Consider the following 23,527-nt stretch of genomic DNA (forward strand, 5'->3'; position numbering starts at 1 on the left):
TAAATTAATTCTTGTCAGTAAGTTGCATTTGTCCCATACCCAAGCGGGTTTTCATTCCCGTACCAGCAAACCGCGCGTACTGCACTAATAAATTAGCGACATTCGCTAGTAAGGGATCAGCACGGTTGAAAACTTGTAAAGTCACATCGCCCACAAAACCATTGACAAACCCTTTATGTAATTGCCAAGTTCGTGTTTGAATCTTATGATTTTTAATCATGACTGCATTACTCAGATAAGCTATTAATTCATCACCTCCTAAATAAACAGGTGCAAAATGATTCCAACGTTCTAACCAACTACGGAACATTAAAGTTGGTACAGGTACAGGTAAGTTTGTTGCACCTTGAGCAAAAGCTGTGGGTGTGATAAATTGCAAGTCAAAGCGTCTAGATGGTTCTGGCTCATTTCCTACAAGAGTTGTGTATAGTTCTTCATAGCTGGTAATTTCATCCTCGCGGTTGATGATGTTAAATTTAGCTCCAAATAATTCTAAGGAATCAGCAAAATTAAAGTGAGAAATTGTCTTGGATGCTATATCTTGTAATCCACAAAGTGATAATTGATAAAATTCATCTGGATAAAAAGTTAAAAATTCTTTTGTCTTAGAATATGAACCAATAATTCCAGAATAAGAAACAGCAGGTTTATCTCCTCCCATTTCTAAGCCTAGTTGTTGATGTATTTGCTTTGTTAATTCCAAGTTATAGGAACGAGGTAAAATCGTTGATTCAGATACACTCAGTATCCATGTAGAACGAATTAGCATTATTTTGATAAACTCTTAAATTTAACCCATCCAGGTACAAACTTAATTTCACCATTGGGATTCATTACTGTTCTTCGAGATTTTGGGGCTTCAAATCCAGGTGCTTTTAAACCACAAGTATCACGGATTTTTTCACGCATTTCATCTGCAAACAATAAATCTATAGTTGTTCCTGTCATTCCACTACCCCAACCTAATCTGAGGCTATAGGGACATTTTTCTGATTCATAAAATTCTCGAATGTAACTAAAATCTAAATTCTTGCCTGATACTTTGGGATTGTTTTTGATATCTTGCCAGTAATCATGCTCATAATCCCATTGTTCTTGGGTAAACTCTTGACATATTTGTACTAATTCATCAAGGTTGTTAAATGGTAGTCTCATTCCTTTTTGATGTTTAAACCAAGAGAGCATTTCTGTATCTAATGTCAGGGTAAATTCTGTTTGGACATTACGCACCATTTCAGCATAGATAGATGCTTTATACTTGGCTAAGTAGTCAGGAAACCTGCTAGAAATAACTACTTCTGCTACTACAGGAATATTAACGGGTATTTGTTTACCTGTTTTTGTAGTGATTTTATCTTCTATTAATGGTTGAGAATCTGTAACTTTAATAGCTCTTAAAAAATCAGCATTTGGCCCTTTAGCGAAAAAGTTTCTGTGTTGATATGTGAGTTGAAATTCTGAGAATAAGCTGTTCATAAATAGCTCATCATCTAAGAACTTCTGCTGATATGGGTTGAGTTGTCCTAATTTTTGTCTCAAAGTTTCTTCAATTGCGCTTAACTGTTTAGACGCAGGGACTTTATATTGATCAGCGTGTTTGAGTAAATGATAGGCTATGGCTGTTCTAATTGCGCCTTTAATTGAAGAACCAGGGATGAATAATTGTCCCATACCATTGCGAATCATGGGACGTAAATCTGTAATTCTATCTGATGTTAGCTTTTGGCTGATGGCTTCTTTGGGAAAAATTAGGTTATCATTTGTATCTTTAGCATTCCACCACTCATTACCAAAGGCTTGCTTTAAAAGACTGGTGATGTCTCGACGTTCTTCAATTGCTTGAATGTAGTCATTAAAAAAGCTGCCACCCTGTGATAATAAACCCTTGGCTAATGCTTCTTGATTGGGAAGATAGACTTTTTTACTTGTCTGTACGTATTCAAATGGATTCAATCTAGATGCAGATGAACCAATATGCAGAATAGGACTGGTTAACTGTATTCTTTTTGATTGATAAAAGTCAGGTTTTTGGAGATGCGAAGGAAGCGAAGCCACCATATTTTGATTATTCCTTGGCTTTAATTGGCAGACTTAAACTAATACCGCTACGGTAAATTTTATGTTTTTTGAGTTTTTCAAATTCTTGAGGTGTCACATCTGCTAACATTCCTTGTGGTGATGAGAGGAAAACAGAACCTTCAGCAAACATTCGTACCATTTTGCGCCTTAGTTGACTTTCGGCTATCCAACCACCCCGTTCTTGTATTTCGTAACTGGCATTTTTTAAGCAATCTGCTTTTATTTCAGAATCCCAAAATAAGCTTACAATGCTGTGGTATTTACCATTTTTAAAGTCAACTATCTGCTTCCAAATTTCAGGTAAATCTGACCAATTAACTTCAAATCTTCCCGCACCACTAGAACGTTCTCCGCCAATTCCTTCTTCTCCTAATAGTTTTAATGCTGCTTGCAATTTATCTGCTAATTTTTCACCTTCTGGAGATAATTGCAGAAGAAAGTATAAACCCGCTTTCTCTTTTTCCCAAGCAAATTGTACAAAGCCAGTATGATAAAGGTTGGTTGCTCTAGTGACTCTATCAACGGCAATCTTGGGAACTTTATCAATTTTAAAGGCTTTTTTGTAGTCAAAAGTTCCTAATGTTTTTAAGTCTCCCTGAGAGTTACCTTTGGTTTCAGCAATTAATTCCTGAGTATCACTTTCTTGAAATCCCTCCCCTTGATACCACCTCTGCCACACTTCTAGCGGTAAGTAGTTGAGTTTTTTGTAGGTTTTAAAAAATGCTAAATCATCATCAGGGTAGTTAGTAGGAAATTTCAGAGGACGAGGAAGATAGTAGATTGTGCGATCGCCTCCGTCTACTTCCCTGTAAACAAATGTAGAACTGATACGGAATGGGGGTGCTAGTTGCGGTTTGTCTTTAGTGGGGAATTGCTGTAACAACTCCTCAACTGGTTCTTTACCAAACAACCGTGCATAAATACTTACCCAAGCACTAAACAAAGCATCAGAACGGACGCGATCGCTTGTTTCTTCCATCCCAATTCCCACTTCGCCAAAGTGCGCCGGACTTCGGCCAAAGTTGAGTTTTACTAATTTCCAAACACTCATGATTCGTTTCCTGGCAATAATCGTTGAATGTAGTTGCGTAAGTTTCCGAAGTTCTCTAAAAGTTCTTGAGTGTTAGCGATGGGTTGAAATGGTTGAATCTCTGATGTCCCTTGAGTATTTGTCATTTGGCGGTATTGTGCCAAGCTGCGATAGGAAAAATTGAAGTGTTGAAATCTAACTTTTCCATAACCTCTTGAACCATGTCCGCCGAGTGCGTCATCTTCAAGGATGGCGAGAGCTATGGCAATATTTTGTAAGTCTTCTATAGCTTGGCTGGCATCTTCTACGGTGTAAACTAATTCAAATTTGAATTTTGACCCTGCTGGGACACGTTCTAGTTGTCTGGGGTTGGCGGCTGCTGTTACTCTGTCAATACCGTTTTCAAATTTCCACTCGGTCATGTATAAACCAGTGTCAACTTGCTTTAACTTCTCTGCTGATTCTGTTACTAAATGACTATCACGAATAATTAATCTAGCTGGTGCATTACGTCCTCGACTAACTTGGACACAATTTTGATTTTGAATTGTGTGTGTACGATTTTTGTCTGAAAATAATCCTTCTTCTCTAGCAGTTTCTATTGGCATCCAAAATTTAGAACCACCAGTAGAGCCAAATAAGCGGCTAACTTGACAGGTTCTCGCACCTTCGTAAGCAACAAACTGTCCGCGCTCTACTTCGGTAAATCCATCAGCTAAATCATCACTTTCATAACGCCAAGTATCACTTCCCCCTGTACGATTTAGAGGCTTATTTAACAACCTTTCTAAAATAGAACGTAGTTTTCCTTTAATTGATGATCCTGGTAAATAAGGATATTTAGTTAAAGGATCACGAATTACAGGTTTATCTAATCCACCGATATCTAAATTTTCGCCACCACCACCAATATGTAATCCAGTTTCGGCGGAAAGATGGCTGGTGAGTGTTAATTTACCAAGCAGGGGTTTTTGTGCGTATGATACTGGCATAATTATTTTCCACCTTCAGCTTTGTGATAAGCAATAATTGATTCAATTAATTGAACTAGACGTTCAAAATCTTCTTTGCTGTGAACTTTATCAATAGCGGCTGACATCACTTCACCTAATGGTTTAGCGGCTCTTTGTCTAGCTGCGGCGTATGCTAATTTGGGTTTCAACAGAACTACTTCTGTTTCAATTTTGGCAAAATCACCTGTTTCAGCTAAGTCAGCTTTTAACCGATTTACAGCATCTAAAAATTTACGAACTTGATTAGTTTCTAACCTTTGCTGTTTAAGATAGGGGCCAAATTCTTCTGCGTGTTTAACTAAGTTACGTATAGGGTATGTTTTCAAACCATCTGTCAAATCATTAATGGTTTTGATGATGTCCTCAACAATATTCTGTGTTGTACTAGTATTAGTTTGAGGGTTTGATGTTCTGGAATTTCCTGGTGGATAAGATTGTTTGGGTTTAATTTGTTCTGGCATATAAATTACTAGCGGTTTAAGAGTTCAATCCAAGTTGCGATCGCCCGAAAATAAGGCGCGTTATATGGACTTTTTAAAGAAGTCCTAAAATCATTATCGTCTAGTACATTCTTGGGTAATCTCGCTAAAGTATAAGCAATCTTTGGTAAATGCAAATAATAGCGAGTGCTTAAAGCCTCCTCTGATTTATTATCTTCTTCAAACTTTTTCAATGCTTGCTCTTGTATCTGTGCGGTGATTAGCAGATTACGTACAAAGTTACGAGCATAATTAACCCCAATATTTTGCTGTTCTAGTTTTTGAACAAAAGGTAGGATACCTAACAGTGAGGGTTTCTTTGTTTCGGGATTATTATAATTTTTATTCACAGCATCAAAATTAGTAACTTTAGCAGTTCCTAACCATTCATCCCATTTAAAAACTTGTCCAAATAAACCTAAACGATCTCTACCATTATTTTTGGCTGCTTTCTCAGCATCACCTGAAGATTCAGCAGATTGATAAAGAGGGAACTTGGCATCATTAATACTAATTCCACCTGACAAGGTAATATCTGGGTTATTGCCAGTATAAGCACGAAAGCACTGATAAACATCAAATGCAAAATCTACTACTTCATTCCATGCTCCACTAATGAATAAATCATCACCACCAGCATATATAAATAGTATATTATATTTCTCATTTTTATCTGACAATTGTGTAATTTTTTGGGGAATATTTACATTTCTTTGCTCTGCCAAACTATTTAAATACACCTTAAAAAAGTAGCTCATTTCCCGTGAAATTCCAGCCAATTTTGGTAAAGTTTGATTCTTGCCAAAACCTTTAGCAAATATTTGTCCAAGTCGGTCTACATCCATTCTTAAATAGCCGACTCTATTAATACCTTGGGCTTTTGCTGCCATTTCTTCAGCACGCAGAAAGCCTTGTGCTTCTTCTTGATTATTTTCGTCTGTTTTATTTTCCTTGCCATAGTTACCTAATAACAAGGTAGAAACATTTTTAAAATGCTTGAATTGATAATGATCTAAATTCCAATCATTAACTAATAGAACTGTATCAGACTCTGGTACTATTGGTTTCCAATTCTTAAAGTAGTAATAATAAATATTGACACCAGGAAAGTCATCAATAGCAGGCAGTTTAAATGACAGTGGAAAAAATTGACTATCTACGTTATCACTAGTTGAGCGTACAATTGCTTTCACTCCAAATAAATTACTTCCTAAATCAAACATACTGCAACAAATTTCACAAGCTAAGACGGAATCTGGCTCATGTTTGTTAAGAGGTTGTAATGTTTCTGGTTCTACATCATCACGGTGACAAACCTTGCATGGTTCATGACTATCCTCTGGCGCAATAAACTTATTAATTTGGTCGGCAAATTTCTGAGATTTATGTAGAGCTAGATTTTTGGTTGCATTTGACCAATGATTAGCAAATTCAGCACTGGCAATTTCTGTAACTGGAAAATTTAAATAATCCAAAGCAAGAAACACTTTACCTTGAAATTCATCTAACAGCCATGTATTAAATTGTTCTCTTACTTTTTGAACGACTTTTTTAGTGTTTTCCGTTCCCGATGCCAAAATATATAAGTTACCACCACCAGCATAAATTACATTAGTTCGCGGAATCTCTAATCTCGATAGTAATTGCTGTACTACTTCTTCTGTGACCAATTCTAAATAAAAACTCCTGGCTCTGAGGGATTTTAAAGCACCATCAGAAGAAATAGTATAAATAAATTTTTGAATCCCTGATAAATCGCCAGCAATTAAGCTAATTTCCTCAGCAGGATTGTTAAGTAAAGCTGTTGCGATCGCTGCTGTTGTTCTGGCTATGTCCACCAAAGCTATATCTGATTGCCCAAAGCTGAGACATGAACCAAATTTTTCTAATATCAGCATCAATAAAGAAAGGTTTACCCAGTTATCTTGGAGATGATTTCTCAGTGCTTGATTAATTTCTAATTGGAAAGCTTTCTGTTGTTCCGAACTAGGTTCAGAATCCAAAGGATAAGGAATATCTGGATATTCTTGATGGTCATTATCAATTACTTTGAGTGGGTGATAATTCTGTTGTATTTTCTCTTTCTTTGGTTCATCAGGTAAGTCTACACTGTCAAATACTAAACGCAAAGTTCCAACATTTGTATCAGGTTTCCAGCCTAATATTTCCTTTGCTCTAGTTACTTCGGGATACTCTTTTTCTAAGGTAGGATGAGTAAAGCCAGACCATTTTGCTAAAGCTGCGATCGCCTGCTGAATTACCTGTAATGCAACGTCTTTAGAACTAGTTACCATACAAACTTGATCTCCCTGAAACTTTCAAAGTGAATCACTACTCAACCCCACCAACAACCGCGCCAAAGCCTGGATAATTGGACGCTGCGATACATCCTCACCTCGTTGTAATCTATGAACTGTACCGCGTAAAATCGGTAATTCCGACTTAATAACGTCATTATTCCCAAAATAATCGCTAAAAACGATCGCAATAACTTCCAAGCTCAACTCATCACAAAACTTTACCCAAGGCTCAATCTCAGACTCATCTTTGACTAAAATCACCGCATGGGTAGCCTCTTTCATAATCAAGCGGTTCGCGTCGGAGATTCTTCCCCCAATATCAAAGACGAATATGGGAGTATTCACACCTCGAACTTCCTGCGCCTTCAGTTTGGCGAACTCTGGACTAAATCCCGCTTTGTATTCTGCTTTCAACTCGGCGGCTAAATCAGGATCACGTCTGGCGGTTTCGCTGTACCATGAACCATCGCCATCGGGACAGCCGGAAATAAAGTATGATTCTGGTGCGTCGGGAATCTGCAATAGTGCTTGTTTTAATCCCTCCCGAAAGCAAGTCTTTCCGGTATTGGCAAAACCACACAACACAACTTTGAGGTTAGTTTGCGCCTGCGAGTCTCGCACCACATCCAAAATATCTCCGACTTGATATTGGGGATGTCTGCTAATGGTGATGACATATCTATCTATTCCTGGTGCGCCGATTTTGGGATCTAATAGAGCGATCGCCTGATACAATTTCCCTAACTTATCTGCTAATACCTGACTAACCAATACTGAAACTCGTCCATTGATTTTGATGAGTTCACCACCGGATAATTCTCCTGTAGCTATCATCTCATCTAACTTTGCCGCTACATCACGGACAATGCGATCGCCTGTAGCCAGCGTACTACCAAATCCTACCTTGAGGACATCACCCTGTAACTTGAGATAGTAGGTACTCATTATGTAATTAATGACAAAGCATTGATTCTGGCTTGTACCAAATAAACCTTTGATTACCAAACTTTAATCAATTAAATCACCCAATTTATACGCAGGATTATGGGTAATAGAAACCACATACTTTGCTAATTTGGGATCATAAAAAGCTACTGCACCGTAGATATGAGCCAGTTTATGTGCTAACACAAAAGCTACAGGTATAGATATCGGCCCGTTAATTTTCAGTAATTGACCCCCAGCTAATTCGCCGGATGTCGTCATCTCCTCTAACCTTGCAGCCGCATCGCGCACAATTTGGTCATTTTGGGCAGGTTCGCCAAAGCCAATCCTTAAAATGCCGTCTTTTAACTCGATTTTGTAAGAACTCATGTTAATTTGCTCCAAATTCAAAACTCTAAATTAACACTTCAAAAATAACAATCACCATTAAACAATATGAACTTGATGAACCTCTCCCCAACCCCTCTCCGACGCGGAGAGGGGCTTAAATATGGCTAATTTTGTTGATAAATCAAGCTTTCAAAACGTCTCTCCTTGCAGGGGAGAGGTTTGGAAAGGGGTTTTTAAAATGATGGTCATTGTTTTTTCCTTTGATTGATACATCATACACCCTGCTGGAAGATGCCACTTCCAAAGTGTCGTATGCTATAGGTCAGGAGGTAGGGAGATGAGGGAGACAAGGGAGAAATATTGACCCCCATTCCCCATGCCCAATTCGCAATGCCCAATTCCCTAAAAACAGTGTCTGAACAAATTTTTACTGATGTCCCACAAGTTGAATTATTACAATGGCTAGCGCGGGGTTCGCTTAAGCAAAATTTACCGCGTGCATTGCGTTTGTGGGTGTGGTTGCGCTCTCTGTACGGTGATTCTCAAGACCGTATTCTTTTAGATGATGGTTTTTCTTTGGCTCAGTGGCGTGATACTTTTTTTACTCTTACCCATCCAAAAGGGGAAACTGTGCCGCCACTGCATAACCGTAGCTGTCCCTGTGCTAAAACTACGGCGGAATGGTTGTTTAACCAGAAAACAGGACTGGAGCGATCGCAGTGGTTAGCATCCGTGCAAGCACATACACCAGTTCCTGATTTAGAGAAACTTTTAGAACAACGCTTGTTTGGGGTGACGCGTCGCAGTTTGCAAGCTGATTTAGATATCCTGGCTGAATTGGGGTGGTTGGAAAAGCACCAACAAAAATATTACCGCGTCAAGTATTTCCCGGCGCGCCCGATGACTACCAAATTACACGCCCATGAATTAAATTTTCTCAATCAAGAGGACTTAGTGGCGATCGCACAAAATCTTTCGCAAGAAATCTGTGGTGTACGGCGGTTTTTCTTTAAGTTAGATTTTGTAGTCACAGCAACAGATGAGATAGAAAATTGGCAACATGAGTTACAAAGACTCTGGGCAAAAACACCAGTACCGCCTATTCAAATAACTTACAACAGTGCGAGGTTAAAAAACATTTTTCTTTGTACAGTTTATCCAGTGTGTATTTATTATGTTCAGCGTGCCGTTTATCTGTGCGCTTTTGGGGAAAGTCCTGATTTAAAGACGGAGTGGTATAACTTCCGCCTCGATAGAATTGAAGATATCAACCCCATTGAATGGACACATCGCGACATCCCTAAAAATCTCATCCAACGCTACCACCAGCGCAATTTACCCACCCCAGATGAAATTGAAATGCAAATGTCTTTAGCTTGGGGGTTTGATTTTTATTTACAGTCTCGCTTGATGTTGCTACGCTTTGACCGAGATTATCACGATCGCTATATTCGCCGCACCTTTCGCCATGATACATTTAAAGCGATCGCCTATGCCCAAGCTAAAAATCTCATCAAAAAATATACACCCAATCCAGAACAACAAGAGCAATTATTAAAAGTTCTGGCTCATCGTTCCCCTGATGATGCTTACTACCGTGTGCAGTATCGACATGGTGATCACAATGTTATTATGCGGTTGCGGGCATGGCGACCAAGAGTAGAAGTTTTTCTCCCTTGGGATATGCGACAAAGTATTGCTAGAGATGTGGCTAGAGAATTTCAACTTTACAATTTGTAATTGAATTTATCACCGGTATTCTGTATATTTTCTGTGATTCTCACCACAAGTAAATTCATTACATGAAACTCAAGCCTTATATCTGGATAGCTGGTTTAACTATCACTACTGTCGGTGTTGTTTTACCTGGAAACTCACAGCAAATAACCCCCGCCAATACTTTATTTCAAACATCTACAATTAGTGCTTTAGCCGCAGGTGTTTATGACGGAGATACTAATTTTCAAGAATTAAAAAAACATGGTGATTTTGGCTTGGGAACAGTCAACGCTTTAGATGGAGAGATGATTGGCCTAGATGGTAAATTTTATCAAATTAAATCTAATGGTGTTGCTTCTCTCATCTCAAATCAGATGAAAAGTCCTTTTGCCGTGGTAACTTTTTTTAAACCCCAAACTACAATTCGGCTACCAGGACAAATGACTTATCAGCAAATGCAGCAATCTCTAGACCAAAAAATAACTACAAAAAATTATCCCTATGCGCTGCGAATACAAGGTAATTTTCCTTATCTCAAAGTGCGGAGTGTCCCCAAACAAAAACCGCCTTATCCACCTTTAGTCAATGCCGTCAAAGCCCAAACTATTTTTGAATTTAAAAACGTTAATGGAACTTTAGTTGGCTTCCGTCTCCCTGCTTATATGGCAGGAGTAAATGTGACTGGATATCACTTTCATTTTATAACTAAAGATAAAAAAACTGGTGGGCATTTATTAGATGGGCAGTTGCAAAATCTGCAAGTAGAAATGAGTAGAATGTCTAATGTTGCCATCAATTTACCTAAAAATACTGGATTTGCCCAAGGTGATTTAGGAGATGGTAGAGCAGTTGAAATCAATCAAGTTGAACGTTAATTTTTATATTTAATTAAAAATCAAATATTTTTCCTGATGATTCAAAATAGAGTTGAATACTGACTTTACAGTGAATCTATATGCTTAATTTATGGAAATGCCCCAACGCGTATCAATTCGCTATAAGGATAAACCTTACACTACTAGTGAGATACGTTTAAAAACTTTTCGCCTTGGCTTACAAATTTGGGATGAACAAACTAAACCCAGAAAAACAGAGTTGTATGAGTTCATTTTATCTTGCTTAAAGCAAATCGACCGGCAGGATAGATTTATGATATCGCTGCTATTTGTTGAGTTAGCCGACTTAATTCGTGACACAGCTTTAGAACGAAACATGAAAGAGGATTTGATTAAAACAGCGTTTCGAGAATTTGCTTGTGCAGTAGCAGATTTTGAAGATGTTGCTAAATAGGGGACTAGGGACTGGGGACTGGGGACTGGGGATTAGGAAAAATTTTTCGGCGTTGCTGAATCAAAGTATGAAATGCAAAATTACCCTTGTTTTGCTTTGCACCTTTGCGTCTTTGCGCCTTTGCGTGAGCCAATTCATATTCTCAATCAGCAACGCCAATCTATCTTTGTTACTGAGTAAAATTATGCTTTGAACCTAGCACTGTTTTGTAAAATCCTCATAAGGATTTGTATGGTGCTAAAAAGGTATATTTATGGATTTGCGACTTAGTGGCAAAGTAGTATTAGTAACGGCAGCTAGTAAAGGTTTAGGTAAAGCTACGGCGTGGCAATTTGCGCGTGAGGGGGCGAAAGTTGTCATTTGTGCGCGTAGTGAATTAATTAATCAGGCTGCACAAGAAATAGCCAGCGAAACTCATGCAGAGGTGTTAGGTTTACGTGCAGATGTGACGCAACAAGCAGATATTGAACGAGTCATTAATGCTACCGTGGAAAAATTTGGTGGCTTAGATATCCTGGTGACTAATGCTGGTGGCCCGCCTGCGGGGACTTTTGCTGATACTGATTTAGGGATGTGGGAAGCAGCAGTAAATTTAATGTTGCTCAGTGCAGTGCGCCTGATTAAATGTGCTTTACCTTACCTTAAACAATCTGCAAATCCTGCTATTTTAACTATTACTTCTAACTCCACTAAACAACCAGTACAAAATCTCGTGTTGTCGAACTCTATTAGGCTGGGGGTAATTGGATTAACTAAAACTTTGTCTCAAGAATTAGGTAGCGATCGCATCCGTGTTAACAGCATTTTACCAGGATGGACATACACACAAAGAGTAGATGAATTAATTAACGCTCGCATGGCTAAAACTGGTCAAACCAAAGCCGCAGAAATCGCGCAAATCAACGCCAACATACCATTAGGACGTATGGGTACACCAGAAGAATTTGCCAATGTTGCGGTTTTTCTCTGCTCACCTGCTGCTTCCTTTGTGAATGGAGTCATGTTACAAGTTGATGGCGGACTGCATAGCGGCACATTTTAAAACAAAACAAGGTGAGAGGCTTGCTACACCAAGTCTCTCACATTCGTCAATATCAAAGCTGCTGCACGTTCCCAAAGCAACATTTATCAATCAACAGTTAACAGTTAAAAGTCAACCATTAAAACCAGAAGAATTTATACCAATTCTCCAAAATTAGGCAAAAGATGCAAAGCTTTAAACCCAGATAATATCTGAATTTCTGAATTGCGGTAGCGTTCGCGTCTCGTAGAGAAACAGGGCGTTAACCCATTGCAAATTGCGAATTGCGAATTGCGAATTGCGAATTGCGAATTGGTATTACTTATTCTTTTTTGTGTTCTTGTGGCTTTGTTTTCCCGCTTCGGCGTGTTGTTCTCTTGTTCCGCCACGGGTTTTGGTTTCCTCTCCACTATCTTCACTAGCTTCACTATCTTCGGTTTCTTCCTCATCTTTTTTCTTGCGTCCGCCACCGTGAGAGTGTTTACCACCTTCACGACCGATTTCAGCCATGTGTTCTCTGTCTTGGCTGACAGCTTCGCCGCCTTTGCGTCCAGCTTCCCGCGCTTCTTCAGGGGTAAATTCGTGAGCAGTTCCCTTTTCGTGAGCAGCGTGTCCGCCTTTGCTAGCAATTTCGCGCTGTTTATCTTCATCCATTGAAGCAAAACCGCGTTTGCTTGTGTCTGACATAATTTAACTCCTTGTAGATGGGGGAGTGTATGTTTTATCCAGTACCAATTTTTACTGGTCACGCCTTGAATGTAGCTCAGTCAATTACTTATATCATTATCCATTGGTGAGAATCATGTCAGGGTAAACTCGTACTTTAGACATATCACCTGAGTGTCTTACTTTCAAAAAGGTGTCGCCAAGGTAGTTGCGTAATAAAACTAGCCGTTTTTGCTGAGAAATTAAGTATATCGCGTAAACTGTAGCAGCTTCTGCTTAGTCTGCAAGAGCTTCCGTGATCACAATTCCGTATATCGCGTAAGCTGTAGCAGCTTCAACTTAGTCTGCAAGAGCTTCCGCTTTCACAATTCCGTATATCGCGTAAGCTGTAGCAACTTCAGCTTTCATGTTTTTGTGCAATTTTTCCTTCCCTGTATATGAACAAGATAGAATATGCTTTTTTGGTTGAGTGGATTTAAATTTTCAGTCAACAGACTATTATTAACTAGAGTAAACATCAAGAAAAATGAACCTGCCAACAGCAGGTTTTATGACCTATAACTTTTATCTGTTGGGTATTTTATAGTTAAAGTCTAATGAGTCAAATTCAATCAGAAGTCAGTCGCGCTCAAGAACTGCGCCAATTATTGCAAAAAGCTAGTTACGCTTATTATGTCTTAGATGCGCCTATTATGGAGGATGCCGTCTATGACCAGTTATACCGAGAACTGCAACAGTTAGAAATTCAATACCCAGAACTCATTACAGCAGATAGTCCGACTCAGCGCGTCGGGGAACGACCTGCTACACATTTTACCTCTGTACGCCACAATGTGCCGTTGTACAGTCTAGAGAATGCTTTTAATATTGACGAATTGCAAGCATGGAATCAACGTTGGCATAGACAAGTATCGCCTACAGAGCCGCCTGAATATGTAGCTGAATTAAAAATTGATGGTTCAGCTCTGGCTTTAACTTACCACAATGGCGTTTTAGTTAGGGGTGCAACTAGGGGTGATGGAGAAATGGGAGAAGATATCACCCAAAATGTGCGGACAATTCGTTCCATTCCCTTACGGTTAAATTTTGATGGCTTAGAAGTAATCGAGAAAATCGAAGTGCGGGGGGAAGCGTTTTTACCTTTAGAAGTGTTCCAACAAATTAACGAACAACGCCAAAAAGCAGGAGAACAGTTATTTGCCAATCCCCGTAATGCGGCGGCTGGTACACTGAGACAATTAGACTCTCGCATTGTGGCACGGAGAAGATTAGATTTTTTTGCTTATACACTGCACATTCCGGGGAGAGATGACGCAAGTATTGCAAACACCCAATGGGAAGCGTTGGAATTGCTGCAAAAATTGGGTTTTCGGGTAAATCCCAATCACAAACTTTGCCAATCTCTCGCTGACGTTGCAGATTACTATAAATATTGGGATACAGAAAGATTAAATCTCCCCTACATGACCGATGGGGTGGTAGTCAAGTTAAATTCCTATAAGTTGCAAGAACAGTTAGGATTTACCCAAAAGTTTCCCCGATGGGCGGTAGCCTTAAAGTACCCCGCCGAAGAAGCACCCACCCGTGTAGAAAATATTGCTGTGAATGTAGGACGCACAGGCGCGTTAACACCATTAGCAGAAATGCGTCCCGTGGAATTAGCAGGAACTACCGTATCTCGTGCTACCTTACATAATAGCGATCGCATTGCCCAATTAGATATCCGCATCGGTGATACTGTGATTGTTCGCAAAGCCGGGGAAATCATCCCCGAAGTGGTGCGGGTACTCAAAGAACTACGTCCCCCAGATACTCAACCCTTTATTATGCCTACCCATTGTCCCGTTTGCGGACAGTCTGTGGTGAGGGAAACAGGGGAAGCTGTAACGCGCTGTGTGAATGCTTCCTGTGCGGCTATTCTCAAAGGTTCAATTGAACATTGGGTAAGTCGCGATGCTTTAGATATTAAAGGTGTGGGAGAAAAATTAGTCCATCAACTCGTAGATAAAGTAATAGTACATTCCGTTGCTGATTTATATGATTTGACAACAGAACAATTATTAGTATTGGAAAGAATGGGACAAAAATCAGCCGAAAAATTAATTGGGGCGATCGCACAGTCAAAAAATCAGCCGTGGTCAAGGGTATTATATGGTTTAGGTATTCGTCACGTCGGCAGCGTCAATGCTCAATTACTCACAGAAAAATACCGCACAGTAGAACAGTTAGCCTCAGCCAAACAATCAGATATTGAGGGTATCTATGGTATAGGTGCAGAAATCGCCCAGTCTGTTTATCAATGGTTTCGTATTGATGCCAATCAAAATTTAATTACTCGGTTGCAAACAGCCGGGTTACAATTTGCTAACATCGAAGAAACACCAATTATTAACAATGCTAACCTCAAGCTAGCGGGTAAGACTTTTGTCGTGACAGGAACTTTGCCCACGTTAAAGCGCGATGAAGCAAAAGCTTTAATTCAAAAATCTGGTGGTAAAGTGACAGATTCAGTGAGCAAAAAAACTGACTATTTAGTTGTGGGTGAGGACGCAGGTTCTAAATTAGAAAAAGCCCAAGCCTTGGGAATTGCACAATTAACTGAGGCGCAGCTATTAGAGATTTTAGAAAATTAATACATCATACTCTAGACGCAGATTTTGCAAATTTTGTATCTGATTGTATAAATGTTTTGATCTGTAAAATATTGTAAAGACTGCATTTTTTAATGCCTTGATAAAAAATAATTGGTGTATGAGAGGATGTTTCAATATTCTTTAACATTGAATCAAGTCAGTTTAGATCCCCCTAAATCCCCCTTAAAAAGGGAGACTTTGATTCTTACTTCTCATGAAAAAAGGGGATTTTAATTTCTATTTTCTCCTTCCTTAACAAGAGAAACTGTGATTCTTATTCCCTTTTTAAGGGGGTTAGGGGAGATCAGAATATACTTAAATTCCTATCCAAGTATTTTTTTAAACACCCTCTAAAATAAGAATTTAGTTTTACATCTTTGGATAGATACATTTATGTATTATGTCTCCAATCTACATGATGTAGTTGCATTCGGATAAAGTAAAACAAGCCAAATTTATTCACCGTTTAAAAATAAAACCCCGAATTCTTATCAATGGCTCATCATGACTTCCCAACGCTCTAATAAAAAATCTCAATCTCATGCTTCTAATGAGCAAGAAAACCAGCACAACGAACTGTTCCCAGTTGTTGGGGTGGGAGCTTCTGCTGGTGGATTAGAAGCATTTATAGAATTACTTAGTAATTTGCCTACTGACACGGGTATGGCCTTTGTATTAATTCAACATTTAAGTCCCAGTCAAAAAAGTTTGTTACCTGAGATTCTCTCGCGTAAAACTCAATTACCCGTGGTGCAAGCACAGGATGAGATGGCTGTAGAACCTAACCATGTGTATATCATCCCACCTAATGCGACGATGACTATCTCCCAAGGGATACTGAAACTAAGTCCGCGTCAGAAAACTCGTGGACATTTGATCACAGTTGATAAATTCTTTTTTTCCTTAGCGGAAGATAGAGGTAGCAAAGCTGTTGGCGTGGTGTTATCAGGCGGTGATGCTGATGGCGCAAGGGGATTAGAAGTTATTAAAGGAGTTGGTGGGATTACTTTTGCCCAGTGTGAAGAATCGGCTAAAGTTAGTAGTATGCCAAATACTGCGGTGGCTTCTGGTCACGTAGACTTTATTTTAACACCACAACAAATTGCCGCAGAACTGGCAAAAATTAGCTCTCATCCCTATGTCAATCATCGCACCTCAATTAAACCAGTGGATAGCATATCAGAAACCGGAGAAGCTCTGACTACTATTTTTAGTCTACTAAGAACTGCTACGGGAGTTGACTTTAATCACTACAAACTAACAACTTTAAAGCGGCGCATCCTGCGGCGGATGATTTTGTATAAATTAGAAAGGCTAGAAGATTACGTTCGTTATCTGCAAGATAACCCTGTAGAAGTTACTGCTTTATATCAGGATGTTTTAATTACCGTTACTAGCTTTTTTCGTGATCCTGAAGCCTTTGAGGTTTTAAAGACGAAAGTATTTCCAACTATTGCCAAAGATAGAAAACCCGATTCACCCATTCGCATTTGGGTAGCGGGATGTTCCACTGGTGAAGAAGCCTACTCTGTAGCCATTTGTTTACTAGAGTTTTTAAGCAATCAGGTAATTAATACCACCATCCAAATTTTTGCTACTGATATCAATGATGTAGCAATTGAGAAAGCTAGAGCCGGGATTTATAAACCTTCTCAAATAGCAGATGTTTCACCAGAACGGTTACAGCGTTTCTTTGTTCAGGTGGAAGGCGGTTATCAAATTAGTAAGCCAGTGCGGGAATTGTGCGTCTTTGCTAGACAAAACCTGATTAGTGATCCGCCATTTTCGCGACTGGATTTAATTACTTGCCGAAACGTGCTAATTTATCTAGGAAGTCCAGTACAAAAAAAACTACTACCAGTCTTCCATTATGGACTCCAGTCTAGTGGCTTTTTGATGTTAGGTACTTCTGAAACAGTTGGTGAATTTACTGACTTGTTTACTTTAGTCGATAGGAAGTATAAAATTTATTCCCGTAAGCTAGCACCAGCAAGACTGGGAATTGATTTAGTTACAAGCAACTATCCTCTTGAAATTGCCAACTCCCGTCCACCATTGAACTTAGATGTGCCAGATGATTTAGAAATGCAAAAAGAAGCTGACAGGATTGTGTTAAATCAATACTCTCCAGTTGGTGTAATTATTAATGACGAACTAGAAATTTTACAATTTCGTGGACAAACTAGTCCCTATCTGCAACCGCCTCCAGGTAGACCAAGTTTTAATTTGCTGCGGATGGCAAAAGAAGAATTACGTATAGAATTACGCACTGCTATCCACCAAGCTAAAAAGCGGGGAATCCCTATCAACAAAGAAGGAATACAACTAAAAGAAAATGAGCAAATTAAGCAGATACGCCTTGATGTAGTGCCATTTAAAATTTCTGGTGGTACAGAACGTTACTTTCTCGTTATGTTTGCAGACATGACTTTAACAGTTCCGGTGTCGTTAGAAGTAAGTAATAGCAATATTGCTCGCCGACGCAAAAAAAATAATGAAGAGGAAGAAATTCAGCAACTCAAGCAGGAGTTAGCCAATACTAAAGAATATCTGCAATCGATTATTGAAGAACAGCAAGCCACAAATCAAGACTTGAGAGATGCTAATGAAGAAATTCTTTCTAGTAATGAAGAGTTACAAAGTACAAATGAGGAATTAGAAACAGCTAAAGAAGAAATTCAAGCGACTAACGAAGAACTCAACACAATTAACGACGAATTACAACGACGTAATCTAGAATCTACTCAAGTTACTAACGATTTACAAAACCTCCTGAGTAGTATTAATATTCCGATTTTAATGTTGGGTGGTGATCTGCGGATTCGTCGTTTTACTCCCGTAGCTGAGAGCATTTTTAATCTGATTCCCAGCGACATTGGCAGACCCATCAGTGATATTAACCACAATCTCAATATTCCTGACTTAGAACGACAAATTCTAGAGGTAATCCGTAATCTCAGCTTTAAAACTCAAGAAGTTCAAGACAACGAAGGTCATTGGTATGACCTACGAATTCGACCTTATCGGACAATAGACAATAAAATTGACGGTGCTGTAGTCGTGTTAGTAGAAATTGATGCCCTAAAACGTAGCACTGAGCAATTGATAGCCTCTAGAGATTACGCCCAAGCAATTGTAGATACCATGCGGGAATCTTTGGTGGTGTTGAGTGTAAATTTAAGGGTGCTGAGTGCAAATCAGTTTTTCTATGAAACATTCCAGGTTGCGCCAGAAGACACAGAACAACGTCTAGTCTATGAAATTGGCAATGGACAATGGAATATTCCCTTGTTGCGATCGCTCCTAGAAGATATTCTCCCCCAGCAAACTCAATTTTACGGTCTGGAAGTTGAGCATGACTTCGAGCAAATCGGACACAAAATTATGCGTCTCAATGCCCGAAAAATGTCTATAGAAGACAACAGAGAAATGATTCTATTGGTGATTGAAGACATCACCCAGCAAAAGCAGCTAGAAGCAGAACGCACACAACTTTTAGCCCAAGAACAATCAGCCCGCAATTCCGCAGAAGCCGCTAACCGCGCCAAAGACGAGTTTCTCTCAGTTCTTTCCCATGAACTGCGAAACCCCCTTAATTCCTTACTGGGTTGGTCACAATTGTTGCAAAGAGATGGTCTTGACAAAGAGATGATCACTCAAGGATTGCAAGCAATAGAACGTAGCGCACAGGCTCAAGCCCATTTAATCACAGATTTACTAGATATTTCCCGTATTAGTTCCGGGAGATTGCGTCTTGATGCTCAACCTGTGGAATTAATTCCTGTAATTGAATCTGCTATTGCAGTGGTTAGTCTTTCCGCAGAAGTCAAAAATATTACCATTGCCACCAGGCTAGATTCTACACCCAAAACTGTAGTCGGTGATGCTACCCGCCTACAGCAAATTATTTGGAATTTACTATCTAACGCCATTAAATTTACCCCAAAAGGCGGAGAAATTGACATCAGTCTCAATTACACTGAACTTCACGCCCAGATTCAAGTCAGTGATAACGGTAAAGGAATCAGTGCTGACTTCCTCCCCTATGTATTTGAGCGATTCCGTCAAGCTGATGGTAGCAGAACCCGTTCAAATCCTGGCTTGGGGTTGGGGCTTTCTATTGTTAGGCATTTAGTAGAACTCCACGGCGGTACAATTGAAGTTGCCAGCCCAGGAGAAGGTCAGGGAACAACTTTTACAGTTACGTTACCTTTGCAAACTAGCCAACCAGAAAATATTGAGGCGATCGCGCCAGCCGCAACAGCATCAACAAATGAGCCAGAATATCCCATAGATAACATTCCCTCCCTGGAAGGCGTGCGGGTACTTGTCGTAGATGACGAACCAGACATCCGCCTATTATTTAAAATCGTCCTGGAGGATCATGGCGCAGAAGTTACACAAGCAGCATCCGTACAAGAAGCACTATCAAAGCTAGCAGAAAACCCAGGGGGATACGACGTACTCTTATCTGACATTGGGCTACCCCAAGAAGACGGTTATGCACTCATTCGTCAAATCAGACAGCTAAGTCCTGAAGCCGGTGGACAAATCCCAGCCGCCGCCCTCACCGCCTATGCTGGATATGCAGAACATCAAAAAGCGGTAACAGCAGGATTCCAAACACACCTTGCTAAACCCGTTGAACCTCCACAATTATTGTCTGTAGTTGCTACATTGGCTGGCAGAATGAATTGACATTGGGCATGGGGCTAATCAATTCAAAACTTAAGCATTGGTTTAAAAACCCCTCTCCATAGAGCAAAGCTCTTCTCATAGAGTACCTCTCCCCGACGCGGGGAGAGGCTTTAAAAGTTTAATTTTTCATTGATTCAATTTCTTTTTTACGGGCGAGCGAAATTTTGTGTGGGATTTCTAGCTACGTATCCAACAAATTACCCTCCACACTCCCCACACTCCCCACACCTCCCACACCTTTTTTTGCTCACCCCTTTTTTACTCCCCTCTCCGCGTCGGGGAGGGGCTGGGGGTGGGGTCAAAAAATATTCATCGAATTTACGTTAATTTAACTCTGGTAATATCTGCTGAAAATTATCTGTGAAACTAGATTTTTGCTCCCATTCTAAATAGAGAATACAAACAATCAGCCATAATAAACCGGCAGCATATCCAGCTAAAACATCCGTCGGCCAATGCACTCCCAAATAAAGTCTACTAAAACCAATTGCCAAAATTAAAACTGTCGTCGAAGTTAAAATCTGCTTACGCCATTGGGGAAACTCTTTCGCTAAAATATAGCCAATGCAGCCATAAACTGCGGTAGAAACCATTGCATGACCGCTAGGAAAACTATAGTGAACTGCATTGACAATATAATCCCAAAGTGTGGGACGCGCTCTTCTAAATAATTCTTTAAACAACCCATTTAAAACCACTGCACCGATTGTTGCTAAACCTAAAGCCTTAGCTTCGCGCTGGCGTTGGTTTTGCCAAAGATTCATTCCTAATGCTGAACAAATTCCTAGGAAAAATGTTGGCTCTCCCAAAAAAGTCACACCCTTAATGATGGCATCCAGTAGGGGATTGTGTAGCTTTTGTAGCCCTAATAAAATGCCTTCATCTAAACCATATTGATATAAAATCCCACTACTTAACATCAGAGTAGTAGCAGCCGCAGAACCTAAGATTAATTGATTGTTGAGTTCGTTTAATTGTGGTTGAACGGGTGCTGTAACTGTGGTAATGGGAAGAGTTTTAGTAGCTTTGCTGTAATCTAAAACCACATCTTGAAGTCGAGAAGCGATCGCACTATGGCTACAATCAGGATGAAAAATCACCAACACATTTCCTGTTAAATGGTTAGCACGCACTTGCACAATGTTTTCTGCTTTGATCAGGCATAATTCAATGTGTTTCGCCAAGAATTCCGACTGATGTAGCCCTTTGACTTTAAATCTGCCTCTACCTTTGACAGATGTGTGTATAGCTTGGATTAAATCCTGCTGATGGGAATGATGACTAAAATACCCGTTCATTGTGGAAACAGTCCTGAACTGTATTTTAGTATAGGCGATCGCTCGAATTTGGGAATTGGGAATTGGGCATTGGGAATTGGCGACTGGGAAAAAGGAGGCAGGGGGAAATGGGGAAATTCTTCTCCCCCATGCACCCTGCACCCTGCTCCAATTCCTCATCTATGCCCCATGCCCTACTCTACATCCTTAATCCGTGTCTTCCTTTCTACAATTTCTTTGAGGATCAAGGTGACAACAGCAAGCAGTGCTAACAACACCGCCGCCGAAAATGCTGCTTCCGTTTCGTATTGTTTGTAGGCTTCTTCTACAAACAAAGGTAAACTTTGGGTAACGTTAGCAATGTTGCCAGAAACCACGGAAACCGCACCAAATTCACCCATTGCTCTGGCATTGGTCAAAATTAAACCATAGAGTAAACCCCAACGAATCCCAGGTAGAGTCACGCGCCAAAATATCTGCCAATCATTTGCACCCAGGGTTCTGGCGGCTTCTTCTTGGTCTTGACCAAATTCTTCTAGTACAGGAATAACTTCTCTGGCTACAAAAGGCATACTGACAAAGGCGGTAGCTAAGATCATCCCCGGCAAACCGAAGATAATTTTGATGTCATTGGCTTGTAGAATCGGGCCAAACCAGCCATTTCTCCCGTAAAGTAGAACAATCATTAAACCGGCAACTACTGGGGAGATGGAAAAAGGCAGGTCAATGATACTTAACACGAAAGCCCGTCCGGGGAATTTATGGCGGGCGATCGCCCACGCTGCACATAAACCGAATACTGTATTTAATGGGACAGAAATCAACGCCAAAATTAAGGTTAATTTAGCCGCCGCGATAAAGTCAGTACGGTGGAGGTTTTCAATAAAAGGTTCTATCCCCTTACTAAAAGCTTGAACAAAAACGTTGATTGCCGGGATATATTGAATCAGCGCGAGATAGGCGATCGCAATCACAATTAAAATTGTGGGAACCAAGCTATCTTTTTGTTTGGGGCGGGATTGACTAACTTTAGGCTTTTTATTTGTTGTCATATCTTCTTGTCCAAGCTTGTAATAAGTTGATTCCTATCAGTAATATTAAGGAAATAGCTAATAACACCACGCCAATCACAGTCGCACCAGAATAGTCATACTGCTCTAAGCGTTGGAAAATCAATACAGGTGCAATCAAATCTTGAAACGGTGTATTAGAAGCAATAATTACCGTCGAACCATACTCACCCACCGCACGGGAAAAACCCAAAGCTATACCCGTCAAAATAGATGGTAATAAAGGAGGTAAAATCACCTTCCAAAAAGTTTGCCATTGGGAAGCACCCAAAGACCAAGCCGCTTCTTCCAGTTCTATTTCCATTTCTTGGAGTACAGGTTGCACTGTTCTCACAATAAAAGGTAGAGAAATAAACACCATCGCCACCCACACACCCAAGCGCGTGAATGATACTTTGATTCCCATTGGTGCCAGCAAAGAACCAATCCAGCCATTATCACTGTATACCGTTGCCAGTGTTAAACCTGCTACTGAAGTAGGCAATGCAAACGGTAAATCTACGGTGGCATCTATAATTCTTTTTAAGGGGAAGTCATAGCGCACTAACACCCAAGCCACCAAAGTACCGAAGATACCATTGAGTAAAGCAGCCAGCAACGATGTCACAAAAGTAACGTTATAAGTTGCTAAAGCTAAATCACTAGTAGCAATTTCCCAAAACCTAGACGGTGGTTCTGTGCTGGCTTTCAAAAACATAGCCGCCATTGGGAGAAATAACATCACAGTCAGATATCCCAAAGTAATGCGCCATGTCCAAGGAAGTTGTATCACTGGACGGATAAATTTTTGCCAAGGGGAAATTTTACTATCTACTTCCGCACTAGGAAATAAAGTCACTTCACTGCGCTCCGAATTCAATTTATAAGGGTGTAAGGGTGCGGGGGTGTAAGGGTGTGGGGGTTTAGGGGGACAAGGAAGACAAGAGAGACAAGGGTACATTACCAATGCCCAATGCCCCATGCCCTATTCCCAATTC

Annotated in this window: 18 protein-coding genes; 6 read left to right on the top strand and 12 right to left on the bottom strand. The window is 40.0% G+C overall.

Annotated elements, in window-relative coordinates:
• Positions 1-4: 4 nt before the first annotated feature.
• The 8 genes from cas6 to CLI64_RS05110 all read right to left on the bottom strand — a co-directional run bounded on the left by cas6 (position 5) and on the right by CLI64_RS05110 (position 8,215).
• Positions 5-769 carry a CRISPR system precrRNA processing endoribonuclease RAMP protein Cas6 gene (cas6, locus tag CLI64_RS05075; RefSeq protein ID WP_103136203.1) on the bottom strand — a complete coding sequence of 255 codons (765 nt, stop codon included), beginning with the start codon at positions 767-769 and terminating at the stop codon, positions 5-7.
• Positions 769-2,058, bottom strand: coding sequence for a type III-A CRISPR-associated RAMP protein Csm5 (csm5, locus tag CLI64_RS05080; RefSeq protein ID WP_103136204.1), 1,290 nt, complete (start codon positions 2,056-2,058; stop codon positions 769-771). Before csm5 ends, cas6 begins: the two co-directional genes overlap by 1 nt.
• A 7-nt stretch (positions 2,059-2,065) precedes the next feature.
• Entirely contained in the window at positions 2,066-3,130 is a 1,065-nt protein-coding gene (gene csm4 / locus CLI64_RS05085) for a type III-A CRISPR-associated RAMP protein Csm4 (protein WP_103136205.1), read from the bottom strand.
• On the bottom strand, positions 3,127-4,101 hold the full coding sequence (csm3, locus tag CLI64_RS05090; RefSeq protein ID WP_103136206.1) for a type III-A CRISPR-associated RAMP protein Csm3: 975 nt from the start codon (positions 4,099-4,101) through the stop codon (positions 3,127-3,129). The genes csm4 and csm3 overlap by 4 nt, the downstream gene beginning before the upstream one ends.
• 2 nt (positions 4,102-4,103) lie before the next feature.
• Positions 4,104-4,583 carry a type III-A CRISPR-associated protein Csm2 gene (gene csm2, locus CLI64_RS05095; protein ID WP_103136207.1) on the bottom strand — a complete coding sequence of 160 codons (480 nt, stop codon included), beginning with the start codon at positions 4,581-4,583 and terminating at the stop codon, positions 4,104-4,106.
• Between the two features lie 8 nt (positions 4,584-4,591).
• Positions 4,592-6,895 carry a type III-A CRISPR-associated protein Cas10/Csm1 gene (cas10, locus tag CLI64_RS05100; RefSeq protein WP_103136208.1) on the bottom strand — a complete coding sequence of 768 codons (2,304 nt, stop codon included), beginning with the start codon at positions 6,893-6,895 and terminating at the stop codon, positions 4,592-4,594.
• A 24-nt stretch (positions 6,896-6,919) separates the two neighbouring features.
• On the bottom strand, positions 6,920-7,846 hold the full coding sequence (locus tag CLI64_RS05105; protein WP_103136209.1) for a CRISPR-associated protein Csx3: 927 nt from the start codon (positions 7,844-7,846) through the stop codon (positions 6,920-6,922).
• Positions 7,847-7,909: 63 nt separating this feature from the next.
• Entirely contained in the window at positions 7,910-8,215 is a 306-nt protein-coding gene (locus CLI64_RS05110; protein ID WP_103136210.1) for a CRISPR-associated protein Csx3, read from the bottom strand.
• A gap of 372 nt (positions 8,216-8,587) precedes the next feature.
• Here CLI64_RS05110 and CLI64_RS05115 point away from each other — a divergent pair, with 372 nt between their 5' ends.
• The 4 genes from CLI64_RS05115 (at position 8,588) to CLI64_RS05130 (ending at position 12,227) form a co-directional block, all read left to right on the top strand.
• Positions 8,588-9,916 (top strand): TIGR03985 family CRISPR-associated protein, encoded by a 1,329-nt coding sequence (locus CLI64_RS05115; protein ID WP_103140598.1) that lies wholly within the window; start codon positions 8,588-8,590, stop codon positions 9,914-9,916.
• 62 nt (positions 9,917-9,978) lie between these two features.
• Positions 9,979-10,770, top strand: a complete 792-nt coding sequence (budA, locus tag CLI64_RS05120) for an acetolactate decarboxylase (protein ID WP_103136211.1) — start codon at positions 9,979-9,981, stop codon at positions 10,768-10,770.
• A gap of 91 nt (positions 10,771-10,861) precedes the next feature.
• Positions 10,862-11,185 carry a hypothetical protein gene (locus tag CLI64_RS05125; protein ID WP_103136212.1) on the top strand — a complete coding sequence of 108 codons (324 nt, stop codon included), beginning with the start codon at positions 10,862-10,864 and terminating at the stop codon, positions 11,183-11,185.
• Positions 11,186-11,438: 253 nt separating this feature from the next.
• Positions 11,439-12,227, top strand: a complete 789-nt coding sequence (locus CLI64_RS05130; RefSeq protein WP_103136213.1) for an SDR family oxidoreductase — start codon at positions 11,439-11,441, stop codon at positions 12,225-12,227.
• Between the two features lie 297 nt (positions 12,228-12,524).
• Here the strand turns inward: CLI64_RS05130 and CLI64_RS05135 are convergent, their stop codons facing one another.
• The gene (locus CLI64_RS05135; protein ID WP_103136214.1) at positions 12,525-12,893 is read right to left on the bottom strand and encodes a general stress protein; all 369 of its coding nucleotides are present in this window, start codon (positions 12,891-12,893) and stop codon (positions 12,525-12,527) included.
• 575 nt (positions 12,894-13,468) lie between these two features.
• Here CLI64_RS05135 and ligA point away from each other — a divergent pair.
• Positions 13,469-15,505 (top strand): NAD-dependent DNA ligase LigA, encoded by a 2,037-nt coding sequence (ligA, locus tag CLI64_RS05140; RefSeq protein ID WP_103136215.1) that lies wholly within the window; start codon positions 13,469-13,471, stop codon positions 15,503-15,505.
• Between the two features lie 504 nt (positions 15,506-16,009).
• Positions 16,010-20,203, top strand: a complete 4,194-nt coding sequence (locus tag CLI64_RS05145; RefSeq protein WP_103136216.1) for a CheR family methyltransferase — start codon at positions 16,010-16,012, stop codon at positions 20,201-20,203.
• 323 nt (positions 20,204-20,526) lie between these two features.
• On the opposite strand, the gene CLI64_RS05150 is transcribed toward CLI64_RS05145, so the two are convergent.
• The 3 genes from CLI64_RS05150 to cysT form a co-directional block, all read right to left on the bottom strand.
• A complete protein-coding gene (locus CLI64_RS05150; RefSeq protein WP_103136217.1) occupies positions 20,527-21,501 on the bottom strand; it encodes a phosphatase PAP2 family protein in 975 nt (324 codons plus the stop codon).
• A 173-nt stretch (positions 21,502-21,674) separates the two neighbouring features.
• Positions 21,675-22,532, bottom strand: a complete 858-nt coding sequence (cysW, locus tag CLI64_RS05155) for a sulfate ABC transporter permease subunit CysW (RefSeq protein ID WP_103136218.1) — start codon at positions 22,530-22,532, stop codon at positions 21,675-21,677.
• On the bottom strand, positions 22,519-23,352 hold the full coding sequence (gene cysT / locus CLI64_RS05160) for a sulfate ABC transporter permease subunit CysT (protein ID WP_374703969.1): 834 nt from the start codon (positions 23,350-23,352) through the stop codon (positions 22,519-22,521). Before cysT ends, cysW begins: the two co-directional genes overlap by 14 nt.
• Between the last annotated feature and the right edge of the window lie 175 nt (positions 23,353-23,527).

The sequence above is a fragment of the Nostoc sp. CENA543 genome (genome assembly GCF_002896875.1).
Lineage (GTDB): Bacteria > Cyanobacteriota > Cyanobacteriia > Cyanobacteriales > Nostocaceae > Trichormus.